Consider the following 22,477-nt stretch of genomic DNA (forward strand, 5'->3'; position numbering starts at 1 on the left):
ATGGGATGTCGCCCAATGTGCTGTGGCCGGCCATGTACGGCCTGGCGGTGGCCAATTGGTAGGCGCCCCGCAGGGGCCTCCCGCGCCCCCCACGCCGGCTTCCGCGCGGTGAACCTCGCCGGAGCGGTCGTACGGCTGCTCTGCCCGATCGGCATGGCGCTGGCTACGATCCTGCGGTTTTGGGGCACTCGGACATTGGTCTGCCGAGCGGAGGGCAGAGTCGGATCATGGACTGGCTGAAAAAACTCCCCGTCGTCGGGTCCGCGATGACCCGGCTGATGGCCACGCACGCGTGGCGGTCGTACGAGCGCATGGACCGGGTGAAGTGGACACGGCTGGCCGCCGCGATGACCTTCACCAGCTTCATCGCGCTGTTCCCGCTGCTCACCCTGGCCGCGGCCATCGCCGCCGCGACGCTCAGCCAGGAGCAGCAGGACAAACTCGAGGACAAGGTCGCCGACCAGGTGCCCGGCATCGCCGACCAGCTCAACATCAGCGGCCTGGTCGAGAACGCCGGCACGGTCGGACTCATCGCGGGCGCCCTTCTGCTGTTCACCGGCATCGGCTGGGTCACTTCCATGCGCGAGTGCCTGCGCGCGGTGTGGGAGCTGCCCGACCCGGAGGAGAACGCCATCCTGCGCAAGGCCAAGGACGCGGGCGTCCTGGTCGGCTTCGGCGGCGCCGTGCTCGTGACGATCGCGGCCTCCACCGTCGCCTCCGCCCTGGTCGGCTGGATCACCCGGCAGATGGGCATCGACGAGGACGGCTGGGGCGGGCTCCTGTTGCAGATCGCCGCGTTCCTTGTCGCCGTACTCGCGAACTTCCTGCTGCTGCTCTACGTCCTGACCCTGCTGCCCGGCGTCGAACCGCCGCGACGTCGGCTGGCCGTGGCGGCACTGATCGGCGCGATCGGGTTCGAACTGCTGAAGCTGCTGCTCAGCGGCTATATGCAGGGCGTGGCCACGAAGAGCATGTACGGCGCGTTCGGCGTGCCGGTCGCCCTGCTGCTGTGGATCAACTTCACCGCGAAACTGGTGGTGTTCTGCGCCGCGTGGACGGCGACGAGCGGCAAGGAAGCAGAACTCGCCGACGAGTCCGAGGACTCGCAGGCCGACTCCGACGACTCGGCGAAGGCTTCCCAGGACTCGGCTGGGGCTTCCCGGGACTCGGCTGGGGCTTCCCGGGACTCGGCTGAGGCTTCCGAGGATGCGGCGGACGTATCCGACGGCTCGGCGGCCGAGTCCGAGGGCTCAGCCGCCGAATCCGGGAAGCCCGGCGTCAGGAACGGCCCCGGCGGCGCACCAGGTCGGGCAGCGGCCAGCGGCGGTTGATCAGGAACGCGCCCGCCGCGAGCAGCACCAGCGCCCCGCCGGTGATCCCGAGCGCCACCCCGATGCCGGTCGAACCGCTCGCGGCCGAGGCGCCCACCGCCGACTTCGAGGACTTCTCGCCGTCCCCGGCGCCGCCGGCCTGCCCGGAGTCGTTCGCACCCGGCTGCGCGCTGGCCTGCGCCGCGCCCTTGGGCGGCACCAGCTCACCCACCGGCTGGACCTTCCCGGCCGCCTGGAAACCCCAGTCGAAGAGCCGCGCGGTCTCCTTGTAGACCTCGTTGTGCTCGCTCTTCTCCGGGTTCATGACCGTGACGAGCAGCACCTTGCCGTTCCGCTCCGCCACGCCCGTGAAGGTGGCTCCCGCGTTCGTCGTGTTGCCGTTCTTGACGCCCGCGATGCCCTGGTACACCGGGATGTCGCTGTCGCCGGCCAGCAGCCGGTTGGTGTTCTGGATCTCGAAGGACTCGCGGACGGACTTGCCCTTCTTGTTCTTCGTCGTCTGGCCCGGGAACTTGGCGGTGACCGTCGAGCAGTACTCGCGGAAGTCCTTCTTCTGGAGCCCGGAGCGGGCGATCAGGGTCAGGTCGTACGCCGAGGAGACCTGGCGCGGAGCGTCGTAGCCGTCGGGGGAGACCGCGTACGTGTCGAGGGCCTGGAGCTCCTCGGCGTGCTCGTTCATCTCCTTCACGGTCTTGGCGATTCCGCCGTTCATCTTCGACAGCACGTGCACGGCGTCGTTGCCGGAGCGAAGGAAGACGCCGAGCCACAGGTCGTGGACGCTGTAGGTCTCGCCCTCCTTTATCCCGACCATGCTGGAGCCGGACCCGACGTCCGCCAGGTCGGACGGGACGACCTTGCGCTCGACGCTCCTCGGGAACTTCGGCAGCACCGTGTCGGCGAACAGCATCTTCATGGTGCTCGCGGGCGGGAGCCGCCAGTGCGCGTTGTGCGCGGCGAGCACATCACCGGACTCGGCGTCGGCGATGACCCAGGAGCGGGCGGTCAGGTCCTTGGGCAGTACGGGGACACCGCTCGCGAGGTTCGCCTGGGTACCGGCCTGCCCCAGCCGCTCGCCGCCCACGGTCGACATGTTCGCCGGGGGAGTGGCCGACGGGCTCGTACTCGGTGACGGCTTGGGGGCCGCGTGGGAGACGGGCGCGGTCAGCGCGAGGGACGACACGACGGCGGAAGTGACCAGCAGGGCGCGCCTGGAGGTCTTCTTGGGTGCGGGCACGACGGAGAACGTACATGCCGTTGCCATGGAAGTCCCGCTTCTGTCCCCACCCCGCTCGGAGGGCCGGACAGGCGCCGTTGATACTGAACTCATGAAGCTCAGCCGCCCGGTCTCCTGGTTCCTGCTCGCCTTCGGGGTGTGGAGCTGGGTCATCTGGGTCACTTTCGTCAAGAATCTGATCAAGGACAGCAGCGGGCTCGCGTTCGACGACGGTCACCCGACGGCGTACTTCTGGGTGCACCTGATGCTCGCCGTCGTCTCCTTCGTATTGGGGACGGTCGTCGGAGTGATTGGGTTGCGCTCAGTGCGCGCACTGCGCCGGATGTCATAGGAACTCGGCCAAGGCCCGGGACGTTCACTCGTCACGCAAGGGAAAGGGAACGTCCGCGTGGTCATCGTCTTCGCGCTCGTCGCGTTGCTCGTGCTGTCCGTCCTGGTGGCGGGCAACTGGTGGGTGTGGCGTCGGCTGTTCCGCGACACGACCCGCGCTCCCGGGTTCGTGCGCCGCGCGGGCGCGATGGTGATCGCCGGTGGCTGGGCGCTGATGATCGGCGCCCTGGTCGCCGAGCGCACGGGCGCGCCCTTCTGGCTCCAGCAGGTCCTGGCCTGGCCGGGCTTCCTGTGGCTGGCCCTGGCGCTGTATCTGTTCCTGGCGGTTCTCGCCGGTGAGGTCGTACGGCCACTGCTGCGGCGGTGGCTCGAACGACGCGATCGCGACCAGGAGGCCGTACGGGAGCCGGATCCCGAGCCGGTGCCGGCCGGCGTGACCACGTCCACGGCCACGTCCAAGCCCGCGTCCACCGCCACCGACTCGGCGTCGACGTCAGCGTCGGCGACCGACCTCCCCCCGGACTCCCCGACCCCACCCGGCTCCCTGGCCACCCCCACCCGCCGCCTCTTCGTCTCCCGCGTCATCGCCGGTGCCGCCGCCGCGGCCGCCGTGGGGACCGTCGGCTACGGCACCTACGACGTGCTGCGGGGCCCGAAGGTCAAGCGGGTCACCGTCCCGCTGGCCAAGCTCCCGCGCGCGGCGCACGGTTACCGGATCGCGGTCGTCAGCGACATCCATCTGGGCCCGGTCCTGGGCCGGGGCTTCGCGCAGAAGGTCGTCGACACGATCAACGCCACCCAGCCCGACCTCATCGCGATCGTGGGCGATCTGGTCGACGGCAGCGTGAAGGACCTCGGCCCGGCGGCGGCCCCGCTCGCCGGGCTCCGGGCGAGACATGGCGCCTTCTTCGTCACCGGCAACCACGAGTACTTCTCGGGCGCCGAGCAGTGGGTCGACGAGGTGCGCCGCCTGGGCCTGCGCCCGCTGGAGAACGCCCGCACCGAACTGCCCCACTTCGACCTGGCCGGTGTCAACGACGTGGCGGGCGAGAGCGAGGGCCAGGGCCCCGACTTCGCCAAGGCCCTCGGCGACCGCGACAAGGCACGCGCCTGCGTGCTCCTCGCCCATCAGCCGGTCCAGATCCACGACGCCGTCGACCACGGCGTCGACCTCCAGCTCTCCGGCCACACCCACGGCGGCCAGCTGTGGCCCGGCAGCCTCGTCGCACAGCTGGCGAACCCCACCGTGGCCGGTCTGGAGCGGTACGGCGACACCCAGCTGTACGTCAGCCGGGGCGCCGGCGCCTGGGGCCCGCCCACGCGCGTGGGCGCCGAGTCGGACATCACGGTGATCGAGCTGGCGTCCCGTCAGGCCTGACGCCGCCCGAGCGCGCGCCCGGCGGCCCCGGACCACCACCCTCACTCTGTGAACGGCCTGTGAAACCTGCCGGAAACGCCCGTAGGTAAGTTCTTTCTCATGTCGTCAGAATCCTCTTCCCCCTGATGAAATCCGTGTGATTAGGTGTGCGCGCCGCTTAGGGGAGTGGCGCATTCCAAAGCTCATGCGGGGGCCCGTTCTGGGCCTGGGGAGAGGGCACACCCATGCGTTCGATTCGCATGCGGATTCTCGCGACGCTGCTCGTGCTGGCGGCCGTGGGAGTGGGCGGCTGGCAGCTGTTGCCGTCGCAGCAGGACGACAACCGGACCATCACGGTCGGCACGACGGACGCCGTGACATCGCTCGACCCGGCCGGCGCCTATGACGCCGGTTCCTGGGCGCTGTTCAGCAACGTTTTCCAGACGCTGCTGACCTTCGAGCCGAGCGGCGTGACACCCGTGCCGGACGCGGCCCAGAGCTGCGGCTTCGAAGGCACCGGTCTGAGTACCTACCGCTGCGAGCTGCGCGAGGGGCTCACCTTCCCGAGCGGGCGCGCCATGACGGCGGAGGATGTGAAGTACTCCTTCGACCGGGTCAAGCGGATCAAGTCGGACGTCGGCCCGTCCAGCCTGCTGGACACCCTCGGCTCGGTCACCGCGAACGGCCGTACGGTCACCTTCCATCTGTCGTCGCCCGACGCCACGTTCCCGCTCAAGGTGGCCACCGGGGCGGGCGCGATCGTGGACCGCGAGAAGTATCCGGCCAAGGCTCTGCGCTCGGACAACGCTGTCGATGGCACCGGCCCGTACACCCTGACCGGGTACGCGAAGGACGAGCATGCCGTCCTCGCCCCCAACGAGCAGTACAAGGGCGCCCTCGGCGGCACCGGCCGCCCCGTCGAACTGCGCTACTACGGCGACGGGGACGCCCTGGACAAGGCGTGGAAGGACAAGCAGGTCGACGTCGCCACCCGGACGCTGCCGCCCGAGGTCCTCGCCGGCCTGAACGCCTCCGACCCGGGCCAGCGTGTCTCCGAGGCCGACAGCTCCGAGATCCGCAACCTCTACTTCAACACCCGCAAGGGCTCGCCCCTGCATGACGTCCGGGTCCGGCAGGCCATGGCCTGGCTGGTGGACCGCGACAAGCTCGCCGCGACCGTCTACAAGGGCACCGTCGACCCGCTGTACTCGCTCATCCCGACCGGCATCACCGGCCACACCACGTCGTTCTTCGACACCTACCCCAAGCTGAACGCCCCCAAGGCGCGCGTCCTGCTCAGCGAGGCCGGCGTCAGTCTGCCCGTCCGCTTCACCTACGGCTATGCCACCGGCCGCGGCTCCGGAGCCGAGGAGGCCGCGGAGATCAAGCGGCAGCTGGAGGCGAGCGGCCTGTTCAAGGTGACGCTCAAGGGCTACGAGTGGACCGCCTTCCAGAAGCAGTGGGCGAGCGGCAAACTCGACGCGTACGCCGTCGGCTGGGTCGCCGACTTCCCCGACCCCGACACCTACGGCGGCCCGCTCGTCGGCACGAACGGCACCATGAACACCGGATACAGCGACAAGTCCGTGGACCAGCTGATCACGGCCAGCCAGCAGTACGCCGACCGCATTGAGGCCACGAAGGACTTCCGCTCCCTCCAGGCGGCCGTCGCCCGCGACGTCCCGGTGATCCCGCTGTGGCAGGCCAAGGAGTACGTCGTCTCCAGCGAGGAGGTCGGCGGCGGCCAGTACCTGTCCGACGGCACCGGTGTCTTCCGCCTCTGGCGTCTCACCTGGATCTGACGCGATATCGCTGCCTTGACATCACCCCGGTGATGCCGGGGGACCCTGCGGCGCTGCACCATGTGAGGGGGGTGTGCGTGGGGTGAGGAGCAAACGTGTTGAGACGCAACGCCTTCCGGCTGCCCCGGCATCCGGCGTCCGTCGGTCTCGCGCGGCGCCGGGTCCGGGACCACCTGGCCGACTGGGGGCACGCGACACGGGATCCGGCGCTGGAAGACGCGGTCCTGCTCGTCTCCGAGCTGGCCACCAACGTCGTACGCCACGGCCTTGAGCTGGAGCGCGAGTTCGAGGTCGCCGTCACCGCGCTCGCCGACGGCTCCTGTCTGATCGAGGTGTCCGACGAGGGCCAACTGGAGCCACAGCTGCGGGTGGTGGGGGAGTGGGAGGAGACCGGCCGCGGCCTGCACCTGGTGGAGAACCTTGCCGCCGCCTGGGGCGTGTGGAGCCGGGGACGCCACGGAAAGACGGTGTGGGCGCTCGTACCCGCCCGCGCCGGACCATGACAGGCCGCATGCCGCCGGACCATGACAGGCCGCGTGACGGTTACGACCGTGAAGCCGGCCTCGTCGGCAGGATCACCGTGACGGCCAGTCCCTCACCCGGCGCCGTCCGCACCGCGACCTCGCCGCCGTGCGCCTCGACCACGCCCTGCACGATCGCCATCCCCAGCCCGCTGCCCGCACCCCCGCCGGCCCGGAAGAACCGGTCGAAGATCCGCGCCGCGTCCTCCTCGCACAGCCCCGGCCCCTTGTCCTCGACACACAGCCGTACGACCCCGTCGGCCCGCTCCAGCCCCAGCCGCACCGGCACATCGGCGGGCGTGTGCGTCCGCACGTTGCTCAGCAGGTTGCCCAGCACCTGGCGCAGCCCCGACTCGTCGGCATGCACGAGCAGTGTGCCGTCGGCGCCGACCGTGAGGGGCCGCTCGGGCTGCTGCACCCGCAGATCCTCGGCGGCGTCGCGCACCAGCCGGCTCAGGTCGACGTTGCGGAAGCGCAGTTCGGGCCGCTGGTCGAGACGGGCGAGGGTGAGCAGCTCGTCGACGAGCCGGCCCATGCGGTCGACCTCGCCGTTCATCCGGTCCCAGACGCGTTTGCGCTCGGCGGGTTCCGGCAGCATCCCCCGGTCGTACAGCTGGAGGTAGCCGCGTATCGCGGACAGCGGGGTGCGCAGCTCGTGCGAGGCGTCGCCGACGAACCGGCGCAGCTGGGTCGCGCTGCGCTCGCGCGTGCGGTACGCCGACTCCACCTGGTGGAGCATGGAGTTGAGGGCCACCCGCAGCTGCTCGACCTCCAGGGTCGGGTCGCGGCTGGAGGGGACGCGCCGGGTCAGATCGCCCTCGGCTATCGCCGACGAGGTCTCCACCATGTCCTCCAGCGGCCGCATCCGGCGGCGCACGCTGAACATGGTCAGACAGCCGAGCAGCGCCAGCAGCAGGGTGCCCACGGCGAGGTCCATCCGCAGGGCCTTGCCCATGCCCTCGTGCAGGCCCTCGGTCGGCATGGCGATCAGCACGACGGTGCCGTCCGACAGCCGCGCGCCGGCCATGCGGTAGCGGTCGCCCTCCACCCGTACGTCCCGCGGCTCCTCGTCGGCGGCGAAGGCGGCCGGGTCCTTCGCGGCGGCGGCGAGCGCGTGCTGCCGGGCTGTCGGCTCGAGCGGGCCCAGGGCCACCGGCTTCCCGCCGGAGCCGACCGCGACGTACACCATGGACGGGGTCGGCAGCGGATCCGTGTCCGCGGCTCCGCCGCCGTTGAACTTGTCCAGCGCGACGCCCAGTTCGCTCAGTGACTCGATCTGGCGCAGGGTGAACCCGGCCCGGCCCAGGGTGGCGCGCGCCCCCTTCAGTTCGGTGTCGACCTTGTCGAGCAGGTAGAACCGGGCGGTCATCAGGCTGACCGCGGTCGCGACGACGATGCCCACGGCCAGCAGCGCCACGTTCGTCAGGGTGAGCTTGCCGCGCAGGGAGTGGATCCCGCGCCGGCGGCCGACGCGGGAGATCCAGGGGATCCTCATGCCAGCCCGTATCCGACGCCGCGCCGCGTGGTGATCACCGGCGGCCCCAGGGCGTCCAGCTTGCGTCGCAGATAGCTGATGTAGGTCTCCACGACGGTCGACTCGGGCGGAGTGTGCTCGTACTGCCAGACGTGGCGCAGGAGCTGGTCCTTGGGCACGATCCGGCCGCCGTTGCGCACCAGGAAGCGCAGCAGGGCGTACTCGGTGGGGGTGAGCTCGACGGTGCGGCCCGCGCGGCGCACCGAGTACGTCGTCTCGTCCAGCTCCAGGTCGCCGTAGCTGAGCGGCGGGCGCTGCGGCAGGACGTCGGCGGGGCGGGTGCGGCGCAGTACGGCCGTCAGGCGGGCGACGACCACGTCGACGTCGAACGGCTTGGTGATGTAGTCGTCGCCGAAGCCGAGGGCGCCGACGATCTCGGCGGGCGAGTCGCGCGCGGTCAGGAAGACGAGCGCGAGGTCCGGCCGCCGCACGCGCAGCTCACGCCCGAGGGCGCGGCCGTCGCCGTCCGGGAGCATGACGTCGAGCAGCGCCGCGTCGGGGCGGGTGCGCTCGGCGAGGCTGAGCGCGTCGCGGACCGTGCCCGCCGTCATGACCTCGAACCGGTGGTAGCGCAGGGCGATGGCGAGGACGTCCGCGATGGACTCCTCGTCCTCCACGACCAGCACCGTGCCTGAACCCGTCGTCATGCCACCAGTATCGGCGGGCCCACTGACAACCGGGCCGGTTCTGCTTTGGAGTTCCTTGAGAGTCATGGCCGACGCATCCCCACGCGCGTGTGCCGCCGCCAATGCTGTTGCCCAGGACCTGGGGGACCGACCGAAACCGAATAAGGAGCGTTGAGCGTGGCGGCATTGGCACGGTGGTGCTATCGGCACCGGCTGGTGGTCCTGTTGCTGTGGTTGGGGGCACTGTTCGGCCTGGGCGCGGCGAGTTCGAGCGCCGGGACGAACTACGCGAACGTCTTCTCCCTCCCGGACACGGACTCGGCGACGGCGTACGACCTGATGGAGAAGGCCTTCCCGCAGAGCGCGGGCGACACCGACACGGTGGTGTGGAAGGTGGACGGGGGATCCGTACGGGACGAGTCCGTACGGTCCCGGATCGAACCCGCGCTCGAGGAGATCGGGCGGATGAAGGGGGTCGGCCAGGTCACCGACCCGTACGCGGCACAAGGGGCCGCGCAGATCGGCAAGGACGGGCGGATCGCGTACGCGCAGATCACGTTCACCGAGCAGGCGAACGCCGTCCCCAAGGACCTGATCGAGGACGTCGTCGACACGGCGCAGGCCGCCGAACGCGACGGACTCCAGGTCGAGCTGGGCGGCCAGGCCATCGCCCTCACCCAGGAGCCGCCGCAGGGCCTCGCGGAGGCGGTCGGCATCCTCGCGGCGGCGGTCGTGCTGTTCCTCGCCTTCGGCTCGCTCTTCGCGATGCTGCTGCCGATCGTCGTGGCCATCGCGGGCGTCGGCACCGGCCTGATCGGCACGATGCTGCTCAGCCATGTCACGGACGTACCCGAAGTGGCCCCGCTGCTCGGTTCGCTGATCGGCCTCGGCGTCGGCATCGACTACGCCCTGTTCATCGTCACCCGGCACCGGCGCGGCATCCTGCGCGGAATGAAGCCCGAGGACGCGGCCGTGACCGCCCTCAACACGTCCGGGCGGGCCGTGCTGTTCGCGGGCGGCACGGTGTGCATCGCGCTCGCCGGGATGCTGGTGATGAACATGCGGTTCCTGGACGGTGTCGTCGTCGCGACCTCGCTCACCGTCGTCATGAGCGTGCTGGCCGCGATCACCCTGCTGCCCGCCCTGCTCGGGCTGCTCGGCATGCGGGTGCTCAGTCGCCGGCAGCGTCGCCGGCTCGCCGCCGCGGGACCGGAGCCGGCGGAGTCGAGCGGGCTCGCGGCGCGCTGGTCGTCGTACGTGCAAAGGCGCCCGCGGCCGGTCGCGGCCATGGCCGTCGTCGTCATGGCGGTGCTGGCGATCCCGGTGCTGTCGCTGCGCCTGGGCGCCACCGACCAGGGCAACCACCAGGAGTCGACCACCACGCGGCAGGCCTACGACCTGCTCGCCGAGGGCTTCGGGCCCGGCGTGAACGGCCCGCTGCAGGTGGTCGTCGAGGGTGACGCGCCCGCCGGTCTGGTGAACGGCATCCGGTCGACCGAGGGGGTCGCCCAGGTGGTCGCCGTGCCGCCCGCGAACGGCGTCACGGTGATCCAGGTCGTACCGACCACGTCCCCTCAGTCCGAGCAGACGGACGACTTGATCGACCGCCTGCGTGAGGACGTGATCCCGCCGACGGGCGCCGAGGCCCATGTGGGCGGGGTGACGGCCGTCTTCAAGGACTTCGCCGCGGTGACCGCCGACCGTCTGCCGTACTTCGTCGCGACGATCATCGCGCTGGGCTTCCTGCTCCTGCTGGTCGCCTTCCGCTCGCTGGTGGTGCCCCTGACGGCCGCGCTGATGAACCTCATCGCGGCGGCCGCGTCCTTCGGCGTCCTGGTGGCGATCTTCCAGTGGGGCTGGGGCACCGAGCTCATCGGCGTCGGCAAGGAAGGCCCGATCACGTCCTTCCTGCCGGTCATCATGCTGTCCCTGCTGTTCGGCCTCTCCATGGACTACCAGGTGTTCCTGGTGAGCCGGATGCACGAGGAGTGGGTGCACACCAAGGACAACGCGCGCGCGGTGCGCGTCGGGCTCGCGGAGACCAGCCGGGTCATCAACTCCGCCGCCCTGATCATGATCTGTGTGTTCAGCGCGTTCGTGCTGAGCGGCGACATGGAGGGCGCGATGGCGGGCATCGGCCTCGCGGCGGCCGTCGCCCTGGACGCCTTCATCCTGCGTACGGCGCTGGTGCCGGCCGCGATGCACATGCTCGGAAACGCCAACTGGTGGCTGCCGGACTGGCTGGAGAAGCGGCTGCCGCATCTGGCGGTCGAGCCGGCGGAGGACCTGCCGGTGGCCGGGGAGGAGCCGGTGGTGTCCGGCCGGTCCTCGGTCGTCCACGGGTTCGTCCGGGGAGCCGACGGCGAGCCGGTCGAGGGCGCCGCGGTGACGCTGCTGACCCAGGGCGGACGCCGGCTGGACGGAGTGACGTCCCTGGCCGACGGCTCGTACATCGTCGCGGTACCGGCGCCGGGGACGTATCTGCTGGCGGCGAGCGCCGCATCGTACGGCTCCCGGGCCGGGCAGGTGGTCGTGACCGAGGGGCCGCTGGTGTACGACGTCGAGCTGGCCGAGGGGGAGGTGGACGCCGTCAACTGACGTCGGCCGCATGCGGTTTCAGGGGCGCTCGTCCTCGGCGGGCGTCCCCTTGCCGCCGGCGCTCCGGCCCTCTTTGCTGGTGGTGTTCCCGTCCGCCTTGCGCTTCGCCGGATCCGGAATGGCGTTCGTCATCCCCGGCAGGAAGTCCGTGAACAGCTCGTGCACCTCGCGCACCAGCGGCCGCAGCACCCGGAACCGCGCCAGCGAGACACCCCGCGCGGTCAGCCGGGCGCCCCGCTCGGCGAGCCGGTAGCTGCGCTCACGGCCCTCGGTGCGGTCGAAGATCCAGTACAGGACGAGCCCCATCTGGGACAGCCACATCAGCTCCGGCAGGACGTCCCGGAGCTCTTCGGGCACCTTGGTCTTCGTCGCGCCCGCCAGCACCTCCCGCTGGATGTCGATGGCCTCCACGCGCGCGTGCTCGGACTCGGGGGAGAAGGGGCTGAGCGGGCTGTCGGGATCGGCGGCGTTCTTGAAGAACTGCACCGCGAACTCGTGGTACGGCGTGGCGATGTCCAGCCACACCTTCAGCACGCCCGCGAGCCGGGCCTCCAGATCGCGCTCCCGGGCCAGGACCTCCCGGACCGCCGCCCGGTGCTCGGCGGCGATCCGGTCGTAGAAGCCCTGGATCAGATGTTCCTTGCCCCCGAAGTAGTAGTACGCGTTGCCGACGGAGACCCCGGCCTCCTGGGCGATCGCCCGCATGGTCGTCTTGTCGTAGCCGCGCTCCTGGAACAGCCGCATGGCCGTCTCCAGGATCAGGGCACGGGTCTGCTCGGACTTGCTGGGCGCGTCGCCCTGTTCAGGGCTGTCGTTCTTCGAGGGCACGGAACGAGAGCCTAACGAGTGGTGTTTGCGCTGACCGTCAGGAGGCCTGTGCCGTCTGGTACAGGTTCTGGGCGTCGGCGCCGAAGTACGGGCCGTACATCCGGTTCGGCAGGAAGTTGTACTTGAAGCTGTTCACCGAGGACAGCAGACCGGTCCCCGTGGACTCGTTGAACTGCGTGAACCAGGGGCCGCCGCTGGACCCGCCGGTCATGTTGCAGTTCATGCCGTGGTCGTTCGACAGCAGGAAGTCCCGGTTGGTGGTGCCGCTGCAGTAGATGAACTTCTCGCCGTCGTACGGGGCGGCGGCCGGGAAGCCGAACGAGTACATGCGCAGGTTGTAGCCGGTGTTGAAGGCCAGCCCCTGCCCGCCGACGATGTCCGTGAGGAGCTTGCCGTCCAGCGGGGCGACGACGGCCGCGCCGACGTCGTAGTTAATGTCCTCGCTCGCCGTCCACTGAGGTGTGGACAGGGTCTTCGACGCGCTCCAGCGGCCGTAGGGCGCCTGCCCGTCGTGGTAGCCGGGCACGAAGACCCAGTTGGTGTGCCAGGCGCCCTCCAGCTTCACGCAGTGGCCCGCCGTGATCACGGTGCTCTTGTTGGCGCTGGTGACGGCGTTGCCGGAGCAGGACGCCGTACGGCCCTGGTAGCTGAAGAACACGCGGCCCGCCGTGTTGACGACCGCACCGCCGCCGGTCCACTGGCCGCCGCTGTTCGGGAAGGCCATCAGGCCGATGTCGGAGGCAGCCTTGCCGAGTGCCGCGGCCGGGGAGGTGGGCGCGACGGTGGTCGCCGCGCCCTTGCGGGGCGCCGAGCCGCCGTCGATGTGGCCGTTGACGCCCACCAGGTCGAGCGGGGTCGCCTCGCGCATCCGCTCCGAGGTCCAGAAGTCACGGGCCTGTTGCTGCGCGCCGGCCGCGACGGAGCTGACGCCGGTCGAGGTGTCGGGCCTCGGCGCGGCGCCCGCGGGTGTGGCGAGGGCGCTCGCGGTGAGCAGCGCGGTGACGCCGAGCAGGGCGCCGAGGACGGGGCGGGGTATGCGGGTGACGCGGGGTATGCCTCTCACGCGTACTCCTTCTGCGATGGGGGGACCGGGCGGCCGTATGGCCGCCCGGCGACCGACAGTCGGTGCGAGTGCGGAGTGGATGAGCCGGGGGCAGCGTGCCAACCCGAGCGCGGTTTTGGAAGGGTGCATGCCAGAAACGGAGTCCGAGAGTGAGCCCTTCGGGCCGAGTCGGCGCCAGGTCGGCCCTTCTTGCCGCCCCCCTCAGCGGATGGCGCAGGTGCCGTCGTCGCACCCCGGCGCGTGGTACGTCCACCCCCAACTCGGGTCGTATGACCACCCGTCCCCGCGCCGGTAGGCCCGCCCGCCCCACCGATCCCCGCCCTGTCTCGTCCCGCCCCACTGCGTCCCGCGCCACTTCGCGGCGGCGAGCACGGCCCCCTTGGCGAGCCGTGCCCCCGACGGGGTGCTGAGGCGATGCGCGAGTCCCCTGTGCTCGCGCAGCGCCCACAGGGTGACGACCCAGGCGGCGCCGCCCCGGTAGACCTGCCCGGCGTCGCCGACGACGGTGATCTCTTCGAGCGTCGCGCCGTGGTCCAGGCCGGGGAAGCGCCGCCGGGCCTCCTCGGACCCGGCCGGCACCATCTCCAGCGGCACCAACTGCGGCTGCCGTACGAGCCAGTCACGCAGGAAGGTGCACAGCGAGCACTGGGCGTCGTAGAGGACGGTGAGGCCGCGGACCGCGACCCCTGCCGCCCTGCCGCCCGTCGTGTCGGCCGTCATGCCGGGCCCCGCTCAGGCCCCGGCCGACGGGGCGACCCAGTCCTGCGGCGCGACCGGGGGCACCTGCTCGCGCTCCATCATCCCGCGCCGCCGGATCTTGTTGAGTACGTAGACGTTGCCCAGGTGCATCACGCCGAGCACCAGCAGCACCACGCCGAGCTTGGTCGACAGGGCCTCGAAGATGCCGCGCGTGTCGAGGACGGTGTCGTCGTCGCTCAGGTACAGCGCGACGAAGCCGAGATTGACGAGATAGAAGCCGACCACCAGCAGGTGGTTCACGGCGTCGGCGAGCTTGTCGTTCCCGCGCAGCACGTCCGCGAGGAAGATCCGCCCGTTGCGGCTGAGTGTGCGGGCCACCCAGATGGTGAGGGCGATGCTGACGACCAGATAGATGACGTAGGCGATGACCGTACGGTCCATGGCCTCCCCCTTCTTGAACGCGTTCAAAACGCTGACAGGGATGACTGTAGGCCCTGCCTTTGAACGTGTTCAACTCAATTGCGTGAGGCCTCCGTCACGCCCCTTCCTCAAGGCGGCGTCCCGGAGATGGCGTCACGGCCGGCGTCCGAGCTCCGGCCGTTTGGAGTAGTCCGTCAGGCCGATGACGTTCCCCCAGGGGTCGGCGAACTCGACGGTCCAGCCGGTGGCCACGGAAAAGGCCCGGTCGAGCGGCGCGATGCCCGCGTCGGTCAACGCGCACGCGGCCGCCCGCGCGTCCGGCACCTCCAGCCACACGCGGGGGGAGGGCCACGGCGGCGGCCGGTGCCCCACCGCCTCCTCCTGACGCAGCAGCAGGCCCGGCGTCTCGCCCCCGACCTTCAGTGACGCGATCCCGGCCTCGTCGAGCCGGAACCCGACCGCGAACCCGGCCCGCTCGTAGAACCGGAGGGCCTCGCGGAGGTCGCCGACCGGCAGCAGCACGTTGTCGAACCCGAGCAGTTCGTACGACTCGTCATCTGACATACCGTCAGAGTAAGGCGATGATCGGCCGAAATCGGTGATTGTCAGTGGTGGCTCGTACTGTCGTCGGCATGGGATTCGTGACCTTCGTCGACGAGACGACAAGCGGGAGCCGTGGCGACGGCTGGGGGCTGGAGATCGCCGAGGAGCGCCTCGCCGTGCGTGAGCTGATCCGGCGCCGGGTGTTCCAGGAGGTCGCCGAGTACAACGCGCGTACGCCGGAGGTCTTCCATGGCCTGGTGCAGCCGCGGGACGCCGAGCGCGTGCTGAACGGGTACGCGATGCGCACGGCCCGCCGGATAGACCCCGAGGCGCAGACCGCGCTGGCGCTGAAGGCCTTCGCGGGCAATGGCTTCCTCGTGCTCGTGGGGGACCGTCAGATCACCGACCTCGACGAGGAGATCGAGCTCGGGCTCGGCACCGAGATCACGTTTCTCAAGCTCGTCGCGCTGGTGGGTGGCTGATGATCGACAGGACCCCCGAGTACGCCAAGCGGATTGATGGCGCGCTCGCCCTCGTCGCCGCCCAGGACACCGCCGCGCTCCTTCCCGCGCTGCTCGAACTCGCCGAGATGACCGGCGGCCACTGGGGCCTGGAGGGCCGCAAGGTCTTCGACGCGATCCGGGCCGCGGACACCACGCTCCAGGCGGGGATCGTGCACGGGCTCGCCGCCCGCTACCACGACCTGGGATACGACACGGCCCCGCGTCGACGCATCGTGATCCTGCTCGCAAATCTCCGGGGGATGCAGCCGACCGCCGACGGGCAGCCGCTCGACACCCGCTCCGCACTGATCCGCCTGGCCGCCGAGCAGGACGTCCACTGGGACAGCCGCGAGCTCATCCGGCTGGCCGACCTGGAGCTCGCCGACGGGCGGGAGCTGCCCGCCGAGTTCGTCGCCGTGGTCCGCCGCTCGTGCCTGACGCTGTGGAACGGAAAGAAGCAACTGGGGGAACTGGTCGCGCGGCTCGACGGCCCCCCGGTGAATCCCGGCGAGGCGTGGTCCGACCGGGCTCTCGCCGAGCTGGACGAGCTCGGTGAGGACTGGCGGCGGCTGCTCGCGCACGCGGCCGCCGCGACCAGCACCCGCCCGGCCGCGAAGTGGGACAAGGCCGGCCGCGAGCTGATCGAGCCGCTCGGGACCGACGAGGTGCGGGAGCGGCTGCTGTCCTGGCTGCGGCTGGTGGGCCGACCGCGTACCACTCCACTGCTCGGCGGGAGTTACGGACCGGATCCGAACGCCGCCTTCGATCCGTACAACGCCGACGCGCTGCGGGGCGTCACCTGGCTGCTCTCCCTCCTGCCCGCACACCCCGAGACCGCCCGTACCTTGGGCGCCCTCGCGGAGAGGGCCCTGCGCAAGGCCGCGGGCCTCGGCCCGGTGAACCCCAAGGTCGCCAACGCCGCGGTCAACGCGCTGGCCCGCATGGACGGCGAGCCGGCCCTCGCCGAACTCGCGCGCCTGGCCACTCGCGTCAGCTTCAAGGGCACACTCAAGCTCGTGAACACCGCGCTGGACGCCCGCGCGGAGGCGCTGGGCCTCGCCCGCGAGCAGGTCGAGGAACTGGCCGTACCGGCGTACGGCCTGACCGAGGTGGGCCGCGCGGAGCACCGGCTCGGCGAGGTAGTCGCGCTGCTCGAAGTCCGGGGCCCCAAAGCGGTGTTGAGCTGGCGCAACGCGAACGGCAAGGCGGTCAAGAGCGTGCCCGCCGCCGTACGCCGTGACCACGCCGACGAGCTCAAGGAGCTCAAGGGCGCGGTCAAGGACATCGACAAGATGCTCTCCGCGCAGAGCGAGCGCCTGGACCGCCAGTTCCTGGCCCGGCGCACCTGGCCGTACGCCGCCTGGCGCGAGCGCTACCTCGACCACCCGCTGGTCGGCACACTCGCGCGCCGACTGCTGTGGACCGTCGACGGTACGACGGTCGGATACGCGGACGGTGAGCTGCGGACGCTCGCCGACGCGCCGGTGAAGGGCGGCGGTCAGGTCGAACTCTGGCATCCGGTCGGCTCCGAGCCCGCCGGGATCGTCGCCTGGCGCGACTGGCTGGAGCGGCACGGCATCACCCAGCCCTTCAAGCAGGCCCACCGCGAGGTGTACCTGCTCACGGACGCCGAGCGCGCGACGGGGACGTACTCCAACCGGTTCGCAGCGCATGTCCTGCGCCAGCACCAGTTCCACTCCCTGGCGGCGATCCGGGGCTGGAACAACAAGCTGCGCCTGTGCGTCGACGACGAGGCGCCGCCGGCCACCCGCGAGCTGCCCCAGTGGGGTCTGCGCGCCGAGTACTGGATCGAGGGCGACGGCGGCGAGAACTACGAGGACATCACCGACACCGGCAGCTTCCTGCGCCTGCGCACCGACCAGGTCCGCTTCTACCCGATCGACGCCCCGCAGAACTCGGCGCACTGCTGCGGCGGCGAGTACCGCATGTGGCTCCGCGACGGCACGGACCCGGTCGACCAGCTGCCCCTGACGGACATCCCGCCCCTGGTCCTGTCCGAAGTCCTGCGCGACGTCGACCTGTTCGTCGGAGTGGCGAGCGTCGGCAACGACCCGACCTGGCAGGACGGCGGCCCCGGCGGCCGCTTCCGCGAGTACTGGACGTCGTACGGCTTCGGCGACCTGGGTGCGAGCGCGCAGACCCGCCGGACGCTGCTCGAACGCCTGATACCGAGGCTGGCCATCGCCGACCGCTGCACGATCGAGGGCCGCTTCCTGCATGTGCAGGGCGAACGCCACACGTACAAGATCCACCTGGGCTCGGGCAACATCCTCAGAACCCCGAACGACCAGTACCTGTGCATCGTCCCCAAGTCCAACCCGTCGGCTCCGCAGGCGGGTTACCTGCCCTACGAGGGGGACCGCATGCTGGCGGTGATCCTGAGCAAGGCGATGATGCTGGCGGCCGACACAAAGATCACGGACCCGACGATCCTGAGCCAGCTGTAGCGGCACCTCCTTCCGGCCCGCGAATGCCCGCACCTCATACTGAACAGCGCTCAGGGGGCGTATGGGGAGGGCGGGCTTCGTGCGACGGGTGCTGTCGGTGCACTTCGCGCCGTGCGCGCTGTTCGTCGCGGGGGTGCTCGCGTTGGTGCGGGCGGGGAGCTTTGAAGGCAGAAGCGATTGGCGTTCGGTGCCCCCGGAGCGCCCGGCCACGGCCATCGGCGCACTGGTCGTGATCTCCTCGTGCGCGCTGCTTCTCGGCCTGCTGCTCCAGCCGTTTCAAGTGCGTGCCGTGCGCGTGCTGGAGGGCTACTGGGATCGCTGGCCTGTGACGGCAGGGCTCGCGAGTTTGATGATCGGGGTCCAGCGCAGGCGCCGGCACGCCCTGAGCAGGAGAGCCGACGCGAGCGCACGAGGGGGTGGCGCCCGGCGTGTGCAGGCGGACGCCCAACGTCGCCTCGCCGCACGGCCGCCGCAGGACGTCCTGATGCCCACCGCGCTGGGCAACGCGTTGCGGGCGGGCGAGATCTCGGCGGGGGAGCGCTACGGACTCACCACGCTGGCCTCCTGGCCACGGCTGTACCTTCAGGTCTCGGAACGCGCCGTCGTTCTGCTGCGATCTTCTCGCGACGCTCTCGACACGGCCGTGAACCTTTGTTGGTCGTTCCTGGCGTTGACCGGAACCAGCGCGTTGGCGCTGTACGACGAACCGTCGTGCTGGTGGCTTTGCGGTCTGGAGCTCGCTCTTGCGGCGACCGCGTACAAAGGCGCCGTGACGGCGGCGCAGGCTTATGCGGGACTGATGCACGTGGCCTACGACCTGCACCGCTTCGACCTGTTGGAGGCACTGCACTACAGCCTCCCGGCCGATCGCGACGCCGAGGAAGAGATGTTCCTCCGCGTCTCGGACCAGTTCTTGGGCGAGAGGGGGGCGGACTTGCCCTACGACCACGGTCGCTCCCGGAACCGAGGCCATGACACCGGTAGCCCCTAGGTGTGCGTACCTTCAGTGGGTAGCCAGTTCTTCAACGCCTCGAGCCATGTCTCCACGTCCTTGGGTTCCCGGCACTGTGCCAGCAGCCATGGAGACAGGTGGAGATAGGGGCAGGGGACCTGCTGCTCGTTCTGCCACACGTGTCGATGCACCACCGAATTCAGCGCCGCCCCCAGTCGCTCCCTGAGGACCGCGTCCCTGCCCTCGATCGCCTCCTGATACGCGTCGGCGAGCCGGACGACGGACCTGAGGGAGTGCAAGGGAGCACCCGTGGATCGGTAACCGAGTTCCGCACCGCAGGCCGGGCACGGCTCGCCCAGTATGCGCGCGCCGGGAAGTACCGCGTCATGCAGCATGCTTCCTCCAGTCCAGTCGCTTACGGGATGTCGTGGGCCCCTGAGGGCGGCTTCATGGTGAGAACCCAGATGGCGTCCGCGATCGAGCCGGCCAGCACGATGGCCGAGGCCGTCCAGCGCCATACGACCTGTTTGCCGCAGTCGGGCGGTGCCAGGGACGCGGCGACCCCCAGCCCGAGCATCAGGGTGCCGTAGTTGTAGAAGCGCACCGCCCTGTCATTGCGCGTCCGCCACATGTAAGTGGCGAGCCTGTGCTGGGACCGTATGTACGACTCGGGAGCGGAGCCGTCCCCGATTCCCTTGAACCACTCGGCAAGATCGGCGTAGGTGTAGAAGTAGTACCGCGCGTTGTAGCTGAGCTGCATGCTGAAGATCAACGTCATCGCGGTGATCACCAACAGGACGAGTGTGGGACCTGCCCACAGGAACTCGTCTGCGGCACCGGCGACTACGCCGGCCAGCGAGAGCGCGGCCGCAGTGAGCAGGGGCGCCGCCACGAAATGGGCTTCTTTGAGCGCTGCGCCATGCCCCAGCGCCGGAGGGACGTCGGTGGCTTGTCCCGGCGCCGGCGAACCATCGGCCATGCCCCCTCCCCCCAGACTCCCCTGCTGACGGGTCGTTCCCCGATCGGAGTGTGACGGCGGAACGGTTCCTTCAGTAGCGCCGAGAACAGGCCAAAAACACCAGAGGGCCCTGTTCCCGAAGTGACGGAAACAGGGCCCTGAGGTTGGAGACGGAAGGTCAGAACCGCCGAGTGATCAGCGCCTTCTTGACCTCGGCGATCGCCTTCGTGACCTCGATGCCGCGCGGGCAGGCGTCCGTGCAGTTGAACGTCGTGCGGCAGCGCCAGACGCCGTCCTTGTCGTTCAGGATCTCCAGGCGCTGCTCGCCGGCCTCGTCGCGCGAGTCGAAGATGAAGCGGTGCGCGTTGACGATGGCGGCCGGGCCGAAGTACTGGCCGTCGTTCCAGAAGACCGGGCACGAGGACGTGCAGGCCGCGCAGAGGATGCACTTCGTCGTGTCGTCGAAGCGTTCCCGGTCCTCCGCCGTCTGGAAGCGCTCGCGCGTCGGCTCGTTCGTGTCCTTCGTGATGAGGAAGGGCATCACGTCGCGGTACGCCTGGAAGAACGGCTCCATGTCCACGACCAGGTCCTTCAGGACCGTGAGGCCCTTGATGGGCTCGACCGTGATCGGCTTCTCAGGGTTGATGTCCTTGATCAGCGTCTTGCACGCGAGGCGGTTCTTGCCGTTGATCCGCATCGCGTCGGAGCCGCAGATGCCGTGGGCGCACGAGCGGCGGAAGGTCAGCGTGCCGTCGACGTCCCACTTGATCTTGTGGAGGCCGTCGAGGACGCGCTCCTTCGGGTCGATCTCCAGCTCGAAGTCTTCCCACACGGGCTCTGCGGAGACTTCCGGGTTGAAGCGGCGGACCCGGAACGTGACCGTGATGTACGGGGAGGCCGCGGACTCCGCCTCGACCTTGTCCATAACGGGGGTTGCCATCAGTACTTACGCTCCATCGGCTGGTAGCGGGTCTGGACGACCGGCTTGTAGTCGAGACGAATGGACTCGGTGCCGTCGTCGCCGACCTCGCGGTACGCCATGGTGTGGCGCATGAAGTTGACGTCGTCGCGGTTCGGGTAGTCCTCGCGGTAGTGACCGCCGCGGGACTCCTTGCGGGCGAGGGCGGAGACCGCCATGACCTCGGCCAGGTCGAGCAGGTTGCCGAGCTCGATGGCCTCCAGCAGGTCCGTGTTGAACCGCTTGCCCTTGTCCTGGATCGAGACGTTCCGGTAGCGCTCGCGCAGCTCCGCGATCTTCTCGACCGCCGTCTTGATCGTCTGCTCCGTGCGGAACACCATGACGTTCGCGTCCATGGTCTCCTGGAGCTCCTTGCGCAGCACGGCCACCCGCTCGGTGCCGGTGGAGGCGCGCAGGTGCTCGACCTGCTCGACCACGAGCTCCGCCGGGTTCTCCGGCAGCTCCACGTAGTCCGCCTTCTGGCTGTACTCCGCCGCCGAGATGCCGGCCCGACGGCCGAAGACGTTGATGTCCAGCAGGGAGTTGGTGCCGAGGCGGTTCGCGCCGTGCACGGACACGCAGGCGACCTCGCCGGCCGCGTACAGACCCGGGACGACCGTGGTGTTGTCCGAGAGGACCTCACCCTCGACGTTCGTCGGGATGCCGCCCATGGCGTAGTGCGCGGTGGGCTGGATCGGGATCGGGTCCGTGTACGGCTCGATGCCGAGGTAGGTGCGCGCGAACTCCGTGATGTCCGGGAGCTTCGCGTCCAGCTGCTCCGGCGGGAGGTGGGTGAGGTCCAGGTAGACGTGGTCGCCCTCGGGGCCGCAGCCGCGGCCCTCACGGATCTCCGTGTAGATGGAGCGGGACACGACGTCACGGGACGCGAGGTCCTTCATGACCGGCGCGTACTTCTCCATGAAGCGCTCGCCGTCCTTGTTGCGGAGGATGCCGCCCTCACCACGGGCGCCCTCCGTCAGCAGGATGCCCATGCGCCAGATGCCGGTCGGGTGGAACTGGAAGAACTCCATGTCCTCCAGCGGCAGCCCGCGGCGGTAGACGGCCGCCTGGCCGTCACCGGTCAGCGTGTGCGCGTTCGACGTCACCTTGAAGAACTTGCCGGTGCCGCCGGACGCGTAGATCACGGCCTTCGCCTGGAAGACGTGGATCTCGCCGGTGGCGAGTTCGTACGCCACGACGCCCGCCGACTTCGTGACGCCGTCGACCTCGGTGATCAGCTGGTCCAGGACGTAGAACTCGTTGAAGAACTCCACGCCCTCCTTGACGCAGTTCTGGTACAGCGTCTGGAGGATCATGTGGCCGGTGCGGTCCGCGGCGTAGCAGGACCGGCGGACCGGGGCCTCGCCGTGGTTACGGCTGTGACCGCCGAAGCGGCGCTGGTCGATGGTGCCGTTCGGGGTGCGGTTGAACGGCAGGCCCATCTTCTCCAGGTCGAGGACCGAGTCGATGGCCTCCTTCGCCAGGATCTCGGCGGCGTCCTGGTCGACCAGGTAGTCACCGCCCTTGACCGTGTCGAAGGTGTGCCACTCCCAGTTGTCCTCCTCCACGTTGGCCAGCGCCGCGGCCATGCCGCCCTGCGCGGCGCCCGTGTGGGAGCGGGTGGGGTAGAGCTTGGTCAGCACGGCGGTGCGGCTGCGCTTCGTCGACTCGATGGCCGCGCGCATGCCCGCGCCACCGGCGCCGACGATGACGGTGTCGTACTTGTGGATCTTCATGGTGGTTGCCTCAGCC

The 22,477-nt window shown here is 70.1% G+C and carries 21 protein-coding genes and 1 pseudogene; 10 read left to right on the forward strand and 12 right to left on the reverse strand.

The window, feature by feature from the left end; all coding sequences use genetic code 11:
• Positions 1–63: 63 nt before the first annotated feature.
• Positions 64–240: pseudogene (locus OG254_RS30175) on the forward strand (GtrA family protein); the annotation flags it as partial.
• A complete protein-coding gene (locus tag OG254_RS30180; RefSeq protein ID WP_405587791.1) occupies positions 228–1,331 on the forward strand; it encodes a YhjD/YihY/BrkB family envelope integrity protein in 1,104 nt (367 codons plus the stop codon). The pseudogene OG254_RS30175 and the gene OG254_RS30180, both read left to right, overlap by 13 nt.
• On the opposite strand, the gene OG254_RS30185 is transcribed toward OG254_RS30180, so the two are convergent.
• Entirely contained in the window at positions 1,279–2,565 is a 1,287-nt protein-coding gene (locus tag OG254_RS30185; RefSeq protein WP_405587794.1) for a D-alanyl-D-alanine carboxypeptidase family protein, read from the reverse strand. The genes OG254_RS30180 and OG254_RS30185 overlap by 53 nt on opposite strands.
• Positions 2,566–2,656: 91 nt before the next feature.
• Here OG254_RS30185 and OG254_RS30190 point away from each other — a divergent pair, with 91 nt between their 5' ends.
• From OG254_RS30190 to OG254_RS30205, 4 genes are all read left to right on the forward strand, one after another.
• Complete coding sequence (locus OG254_RS30190; RefSeq protein WP_405587797.1) at positions 2,657–2,896, forward strand: SCO4848 family membrane protein; 240 nt, start codon at positions 2,657–2,659, stop codon at positions 2,894–2,896.
• Positions 2,897–2,953: 57 nt separating this feature from the next.
• On the forward strand, positions 2,954–4,273 hold the full coding sequence (locus tag OG254_RS30195) for a metallophosphoesterase (protein ID WP_405587800.1): 1,320 nt from the start codon (positions 2,954–2,956) through the stop codon (positions 4,271–4,273).
• 224 nt (positions 4,274–4,497) lie between these two features.
• Positions 4,498–6,054, forward strand: a complete 1,557-nt coding sequence (locus OG254_RS30200; RefSeq protein WP_405587803.1) for an ABC transporter substrate-binding protein — start codon at positions 4,498–4,500, stop codon at positions 6,052–6,054.
• Between the two features lie 95 nt (positions 6,055–6,149).
• Positions 6,150–6,557 (forward strand): ATP-binding protein, encoded by a 408-nt coding sequence (locus tag OG254_RS30205; RefSeq protein ID WP_405587805.1) that lies wholly within the window; start codon positions 6,150–6,152, stop codon positions 6,555–6,557.
• A 40-nt stretch (positions 6,558–6,597) separates the two neighbouring features.
• Here the strand turns inward: OG254_RS30205 and OG254_RS30210 are convergent, their stop codons facing one another.
• Both OG254_RS30210 and OG254_RS30215 read right to left on the reverse strand, forming a co-directional pair.
• Positions 6,598–8,070, reverse strand: a complete 1,473-nt coding sequence (locus OG254_RS30210; RefSeq protein ID WP_405587808.1) for a sensor histidine kinase — start codon at positions 8,068–8,070, stop codon at positions 6,598–6,600.
• A complete protein-coding gene (locus OG254_RS30215; protein WP_351197744.1) occupies positions 8,067–8,756 on the reverse strand; it encodes a response regulator transcription factor in 690 nt (229 codons plus the stop codon). Before OG254_RS30215 ends, OG254_RS30210 begins: the two co-directional genes overlap by 4 nt.
• A gap of 165 nt (positions 8,757–8,921) precedes the next feature.
• Here OG254_RS30215 and OG254_RS30220 point away from each other — a divergent pair, with 165 nt between their 5' ends.
• Positions 8,922–11,333 carry an MMPL family transporter gene (locus tag OG254_RS30220; RefSeq protein WP_405595263.1) on the forward strand — a complete coding sequence of 804 codons (2,412 nt, stop codon included), beginning with the start codon at positions 8,922–8,924 and terminating at the stop codon, positions 11,331–11,333.
• 18 nt (positions 11,334–11,351) lie between these two features.
• Here OG254_RS30220 and OG254_RS30225 read toward each other — a convergent pair whose 3' ends face one another.
• From OG254_RS30225 to OG254_RS30245, 5 genes are all read right to left on the reverse strand, one after another.
• Positions 11,352–12,161, reverse strand: coding sequence for a TetR family transcriptional regulator (locus tag OG254_RS30225; RefSeq protein WP_405587811.1), 810 nt, complete (start codon positions 12,159–12,161; stop codon positions 11,352–11,354).
• A gap of 37 nt (positions 12,162–12,198) precedes the next feature.
• Positions 12,199–13,224 (reverse strand): trypsin-like serine peptidase, encoded by a 1,026-nt coding sequence (locus OG254_RS30230; RefSeq protein WP_405587814.1) that lies wholly within the window; start codon positions 13,222–13,224, stop codon positions 12,199–12,201.
• Between the two features lie 201 nt (positions 13,225–13,425).
• A complete protein-coding gene (locus OG254_RS30235) occupies positions 13,426–13,944 on the reverse strand; it encodes a thiol-disulfide oxidoreductase DCC family protein (RefSeq protein ID WP_405587816.1) in 519 nt (172 codons plus the stop codon).
• Between the two features lie 12 nt (positions 13,945–13,956).
• Positions 13,957–14,364 carry a hypothetical protein gene (locus OG254_RS30240; protein ID WP_405587818.1) on the reverse strand — a complete coding sequence of 136 codons (408 nt, stop codon included), beginning with the start codon at positions 14,362–14,364 and terminating at the stop codon, positions 13,957–13,959.
• Positions 14,365–14,496: 132 nt separating this feature from the next.
• Positions 14,497–14,907, reverse strand: a complete 411-nt coding sequence (locus tag OG254_RS30245) for a VOC family protein (protein WP_405587821.1) — start codon at positions 14,905–14,907, stop codon at positions 14,497–14,499.
• 68 nt (positions 14,908–14,975) lie between these two features.
• On the opposite strand from OG254_RS30245, the gene OG254_RS30250 reads away from it, so the two are divergent.
• From OG254_RS30250 to OG254_RS30260, 3 genes are all read left to right on the forward strand, one after another.
• Positions 14,976–15,368 (forward strand): hypothetical protein, encoded by a 393-nt coding sequence (locus OG254_RS30250; protein WP_405587823.1) that lies wholly within the window; start codon positions 14,976–14,978, stop codon positions 15,366–15,368.
• Positions 15,368–17,857: a DUF4132 domain-containing protein gene (locus OG254_RS30255; RefSeq protein WP_405587826.1), complete on the forward strand. Its 2,490-nt coding sequence runs from the start codon at positions 15,368–15,370 to the stop codon at positions 17,855–17,857. The genes OG254_RS30250 and OG254_RS30255 overlap by 1 nt, the downstream gene beginning before the upstream one ends.
• 79 nt (positions 17,858–17,936) lie before the next feature.
• Positions 17,937–18,848 (forward strand): hypothetical protein, encoded by a 912-nt coding sequence (locus OG254_RS30260; RefSeq protein ID WP_405587828.1) that lies wholly within the window; start codon positions 17,937–17,939, stop codon positions 18,846–18,848.
• Here the strand turns inward: OG254_RS30260 and OG254_RS30265 are convergent.
• From OG254_RS30265 to sdhA, 4 genes are all read right to left on the reverse strand, one after another.
• Positions 18,845–19,204, reverse strand: coding sequence for a hypothetical protein (locus OG254_RS30265; protein ID WP_405587830.1), 360 nt, complete (start codon positions 19,202–19,204; stop codon positions 18,845–18,847). The genes OG254_RS30260 and OG254_RS30265 overlap by 4 nt on opposite strands.
• Positions 19,205–19,224: 20 nt before the next feature.
• Positions 19,225–19,788 (reverse strand): hypothetical protein, encoded by a 564-nt coding sequence (locus tag OG254_RS30270; protein ID WP_405587833.1) that lies wholly within the window; start codon positions 19,786–19,788, stop codon positions 19,225–19,227.
• Between the two features lie 157 nt (positions 19,789–19,945).
• Positions 19,946–20,707, reverse strand: coding sequence for a succinate dehydrogenase iron-sulfur subunit (locus tag OG254_RS30275; protein ID WP_147993289.1), 762 nt, complete (start codon positions 20,705–20,707; stop codon positions 19,946–19,948).
• Complete coding sequence (gene sdhA / locus OG254_RS30280; RefSeq protein WP_405587835.1) at positions 20,707–22,461, reverse strand: succinate dehydrogenase flavoprotein subunit; 1,755 nt, start codon at positions 22,459–22,461, stop codon at positions 20,707–20,709. Before sdhA ends, OG254_RS30275 begins: the two co-directional genes overlap by 1 nt.
• Between the last annotated feature and the right edge of the window lie 16 nt (positions 22,462–22,477).

The organism is Streptomyces sp. NBC_01092 (genome assembly GCF_045039535.1).
Lineage (GTDB): Bacteria > Actinomycetota > Actinomycetes > Streptomycetales > Streptomycetaceae > Streptomyces.

Coding starts and splice junctions, on each gene's coding strand:
- OG254_RS30180 (WP_405587791.1), top strand. CDS start 228: ATGGACTGGCTGAAAAAACTCCCCGTCGTCGGGTCCGCGATGACCCGG.
- OG254_RS30190 (WP_405587797.1), top strand. CDS start 2,657: ATGAAGCTCAGCCGCCCGGTCTCCTGGTTCCTGCTCGCCTTCGGGGTG.
- OG254_RS30200 (WP_405587803.1), top strand. CDS start 4,498: ATGCGTTCGATTCGCATGCGGATTCTCGCGACGCTGCTCGTGCTGGCG.
- OG254_RS30210 (WP_405587808.1), bottom strand. CDS start 8,070: ATGAGGATCCCCTGGATCTCCCGCGTCGGCCGCCGGCGCGGGATCCAC.
- OG254_RS30215 (WP_351197744.1), bottom strand. CDS start 8,756: ATGACGACGGGTTCAGGCACGGTGCTGGTCGTGGAGGACGAGGAGTCC.
- OG254_RS30235 (WP_405587816.1), bottom strand. CDS start 13,944: ATGACGGCCGACACGACGGGCGGCAGGGCGGCAGGGGTCGCGGTCCGC.
- OG254_RS30240 (WP_405587818.1), bottom strand. CDS start 14,364: ATGGACCGTACGGTCATCGCCTACGTCATCTATCTGGTCGTCAGCATC.
- OG254_RS30245 (WP_405587821.1), bottom strand. CDS start 14,907: ATGTCAGATGACGAGTCGTACGAACTGCTCGGGTTCGACAACGTGCTG.
- OG254_RS30250 (WP_405587823.1), top strand. CDS start 14,976: ATGGGATTCGTGACCTTCGTCGACGAGACGACAAGCGGGAGCCGTGGC.
- OG254_RS30255 (WP_405587826.1), top strand. CDS start 15,368: ATGATCGACAGGACCCCCGAGTACGCCAAGCGGATTGATGGCGCGCTC.
- OG254_RS30265 (WP_405587830.1), bottom strand. CDS start 19,204: ATGCTGCATGACGCGGTACTTCCCGGCGCGCGCATACTGGGCGAGCCG.
- OG254_RS30270 (WP_405587833.1), bottom strand. CDS start 19,788: ATGGCCGATGGTTCGCCGGCGCCGGGACAAGCCACCGACGTCCCTCCG.
- OG254_RS30275 (WP_147993289.1), bottom strand. CDS start 20,707: ATGGCAACCCCCGTTATGGACAAGGTCGAGGCGGAGTCCGCGGCCTCC.
- sdhA (WP_405587835.1), bottom strand. CDS start 22,461: ATGAAGATCCACAAGTACGACACCGTCATCGTCGGCGCCGGTGGCGCG.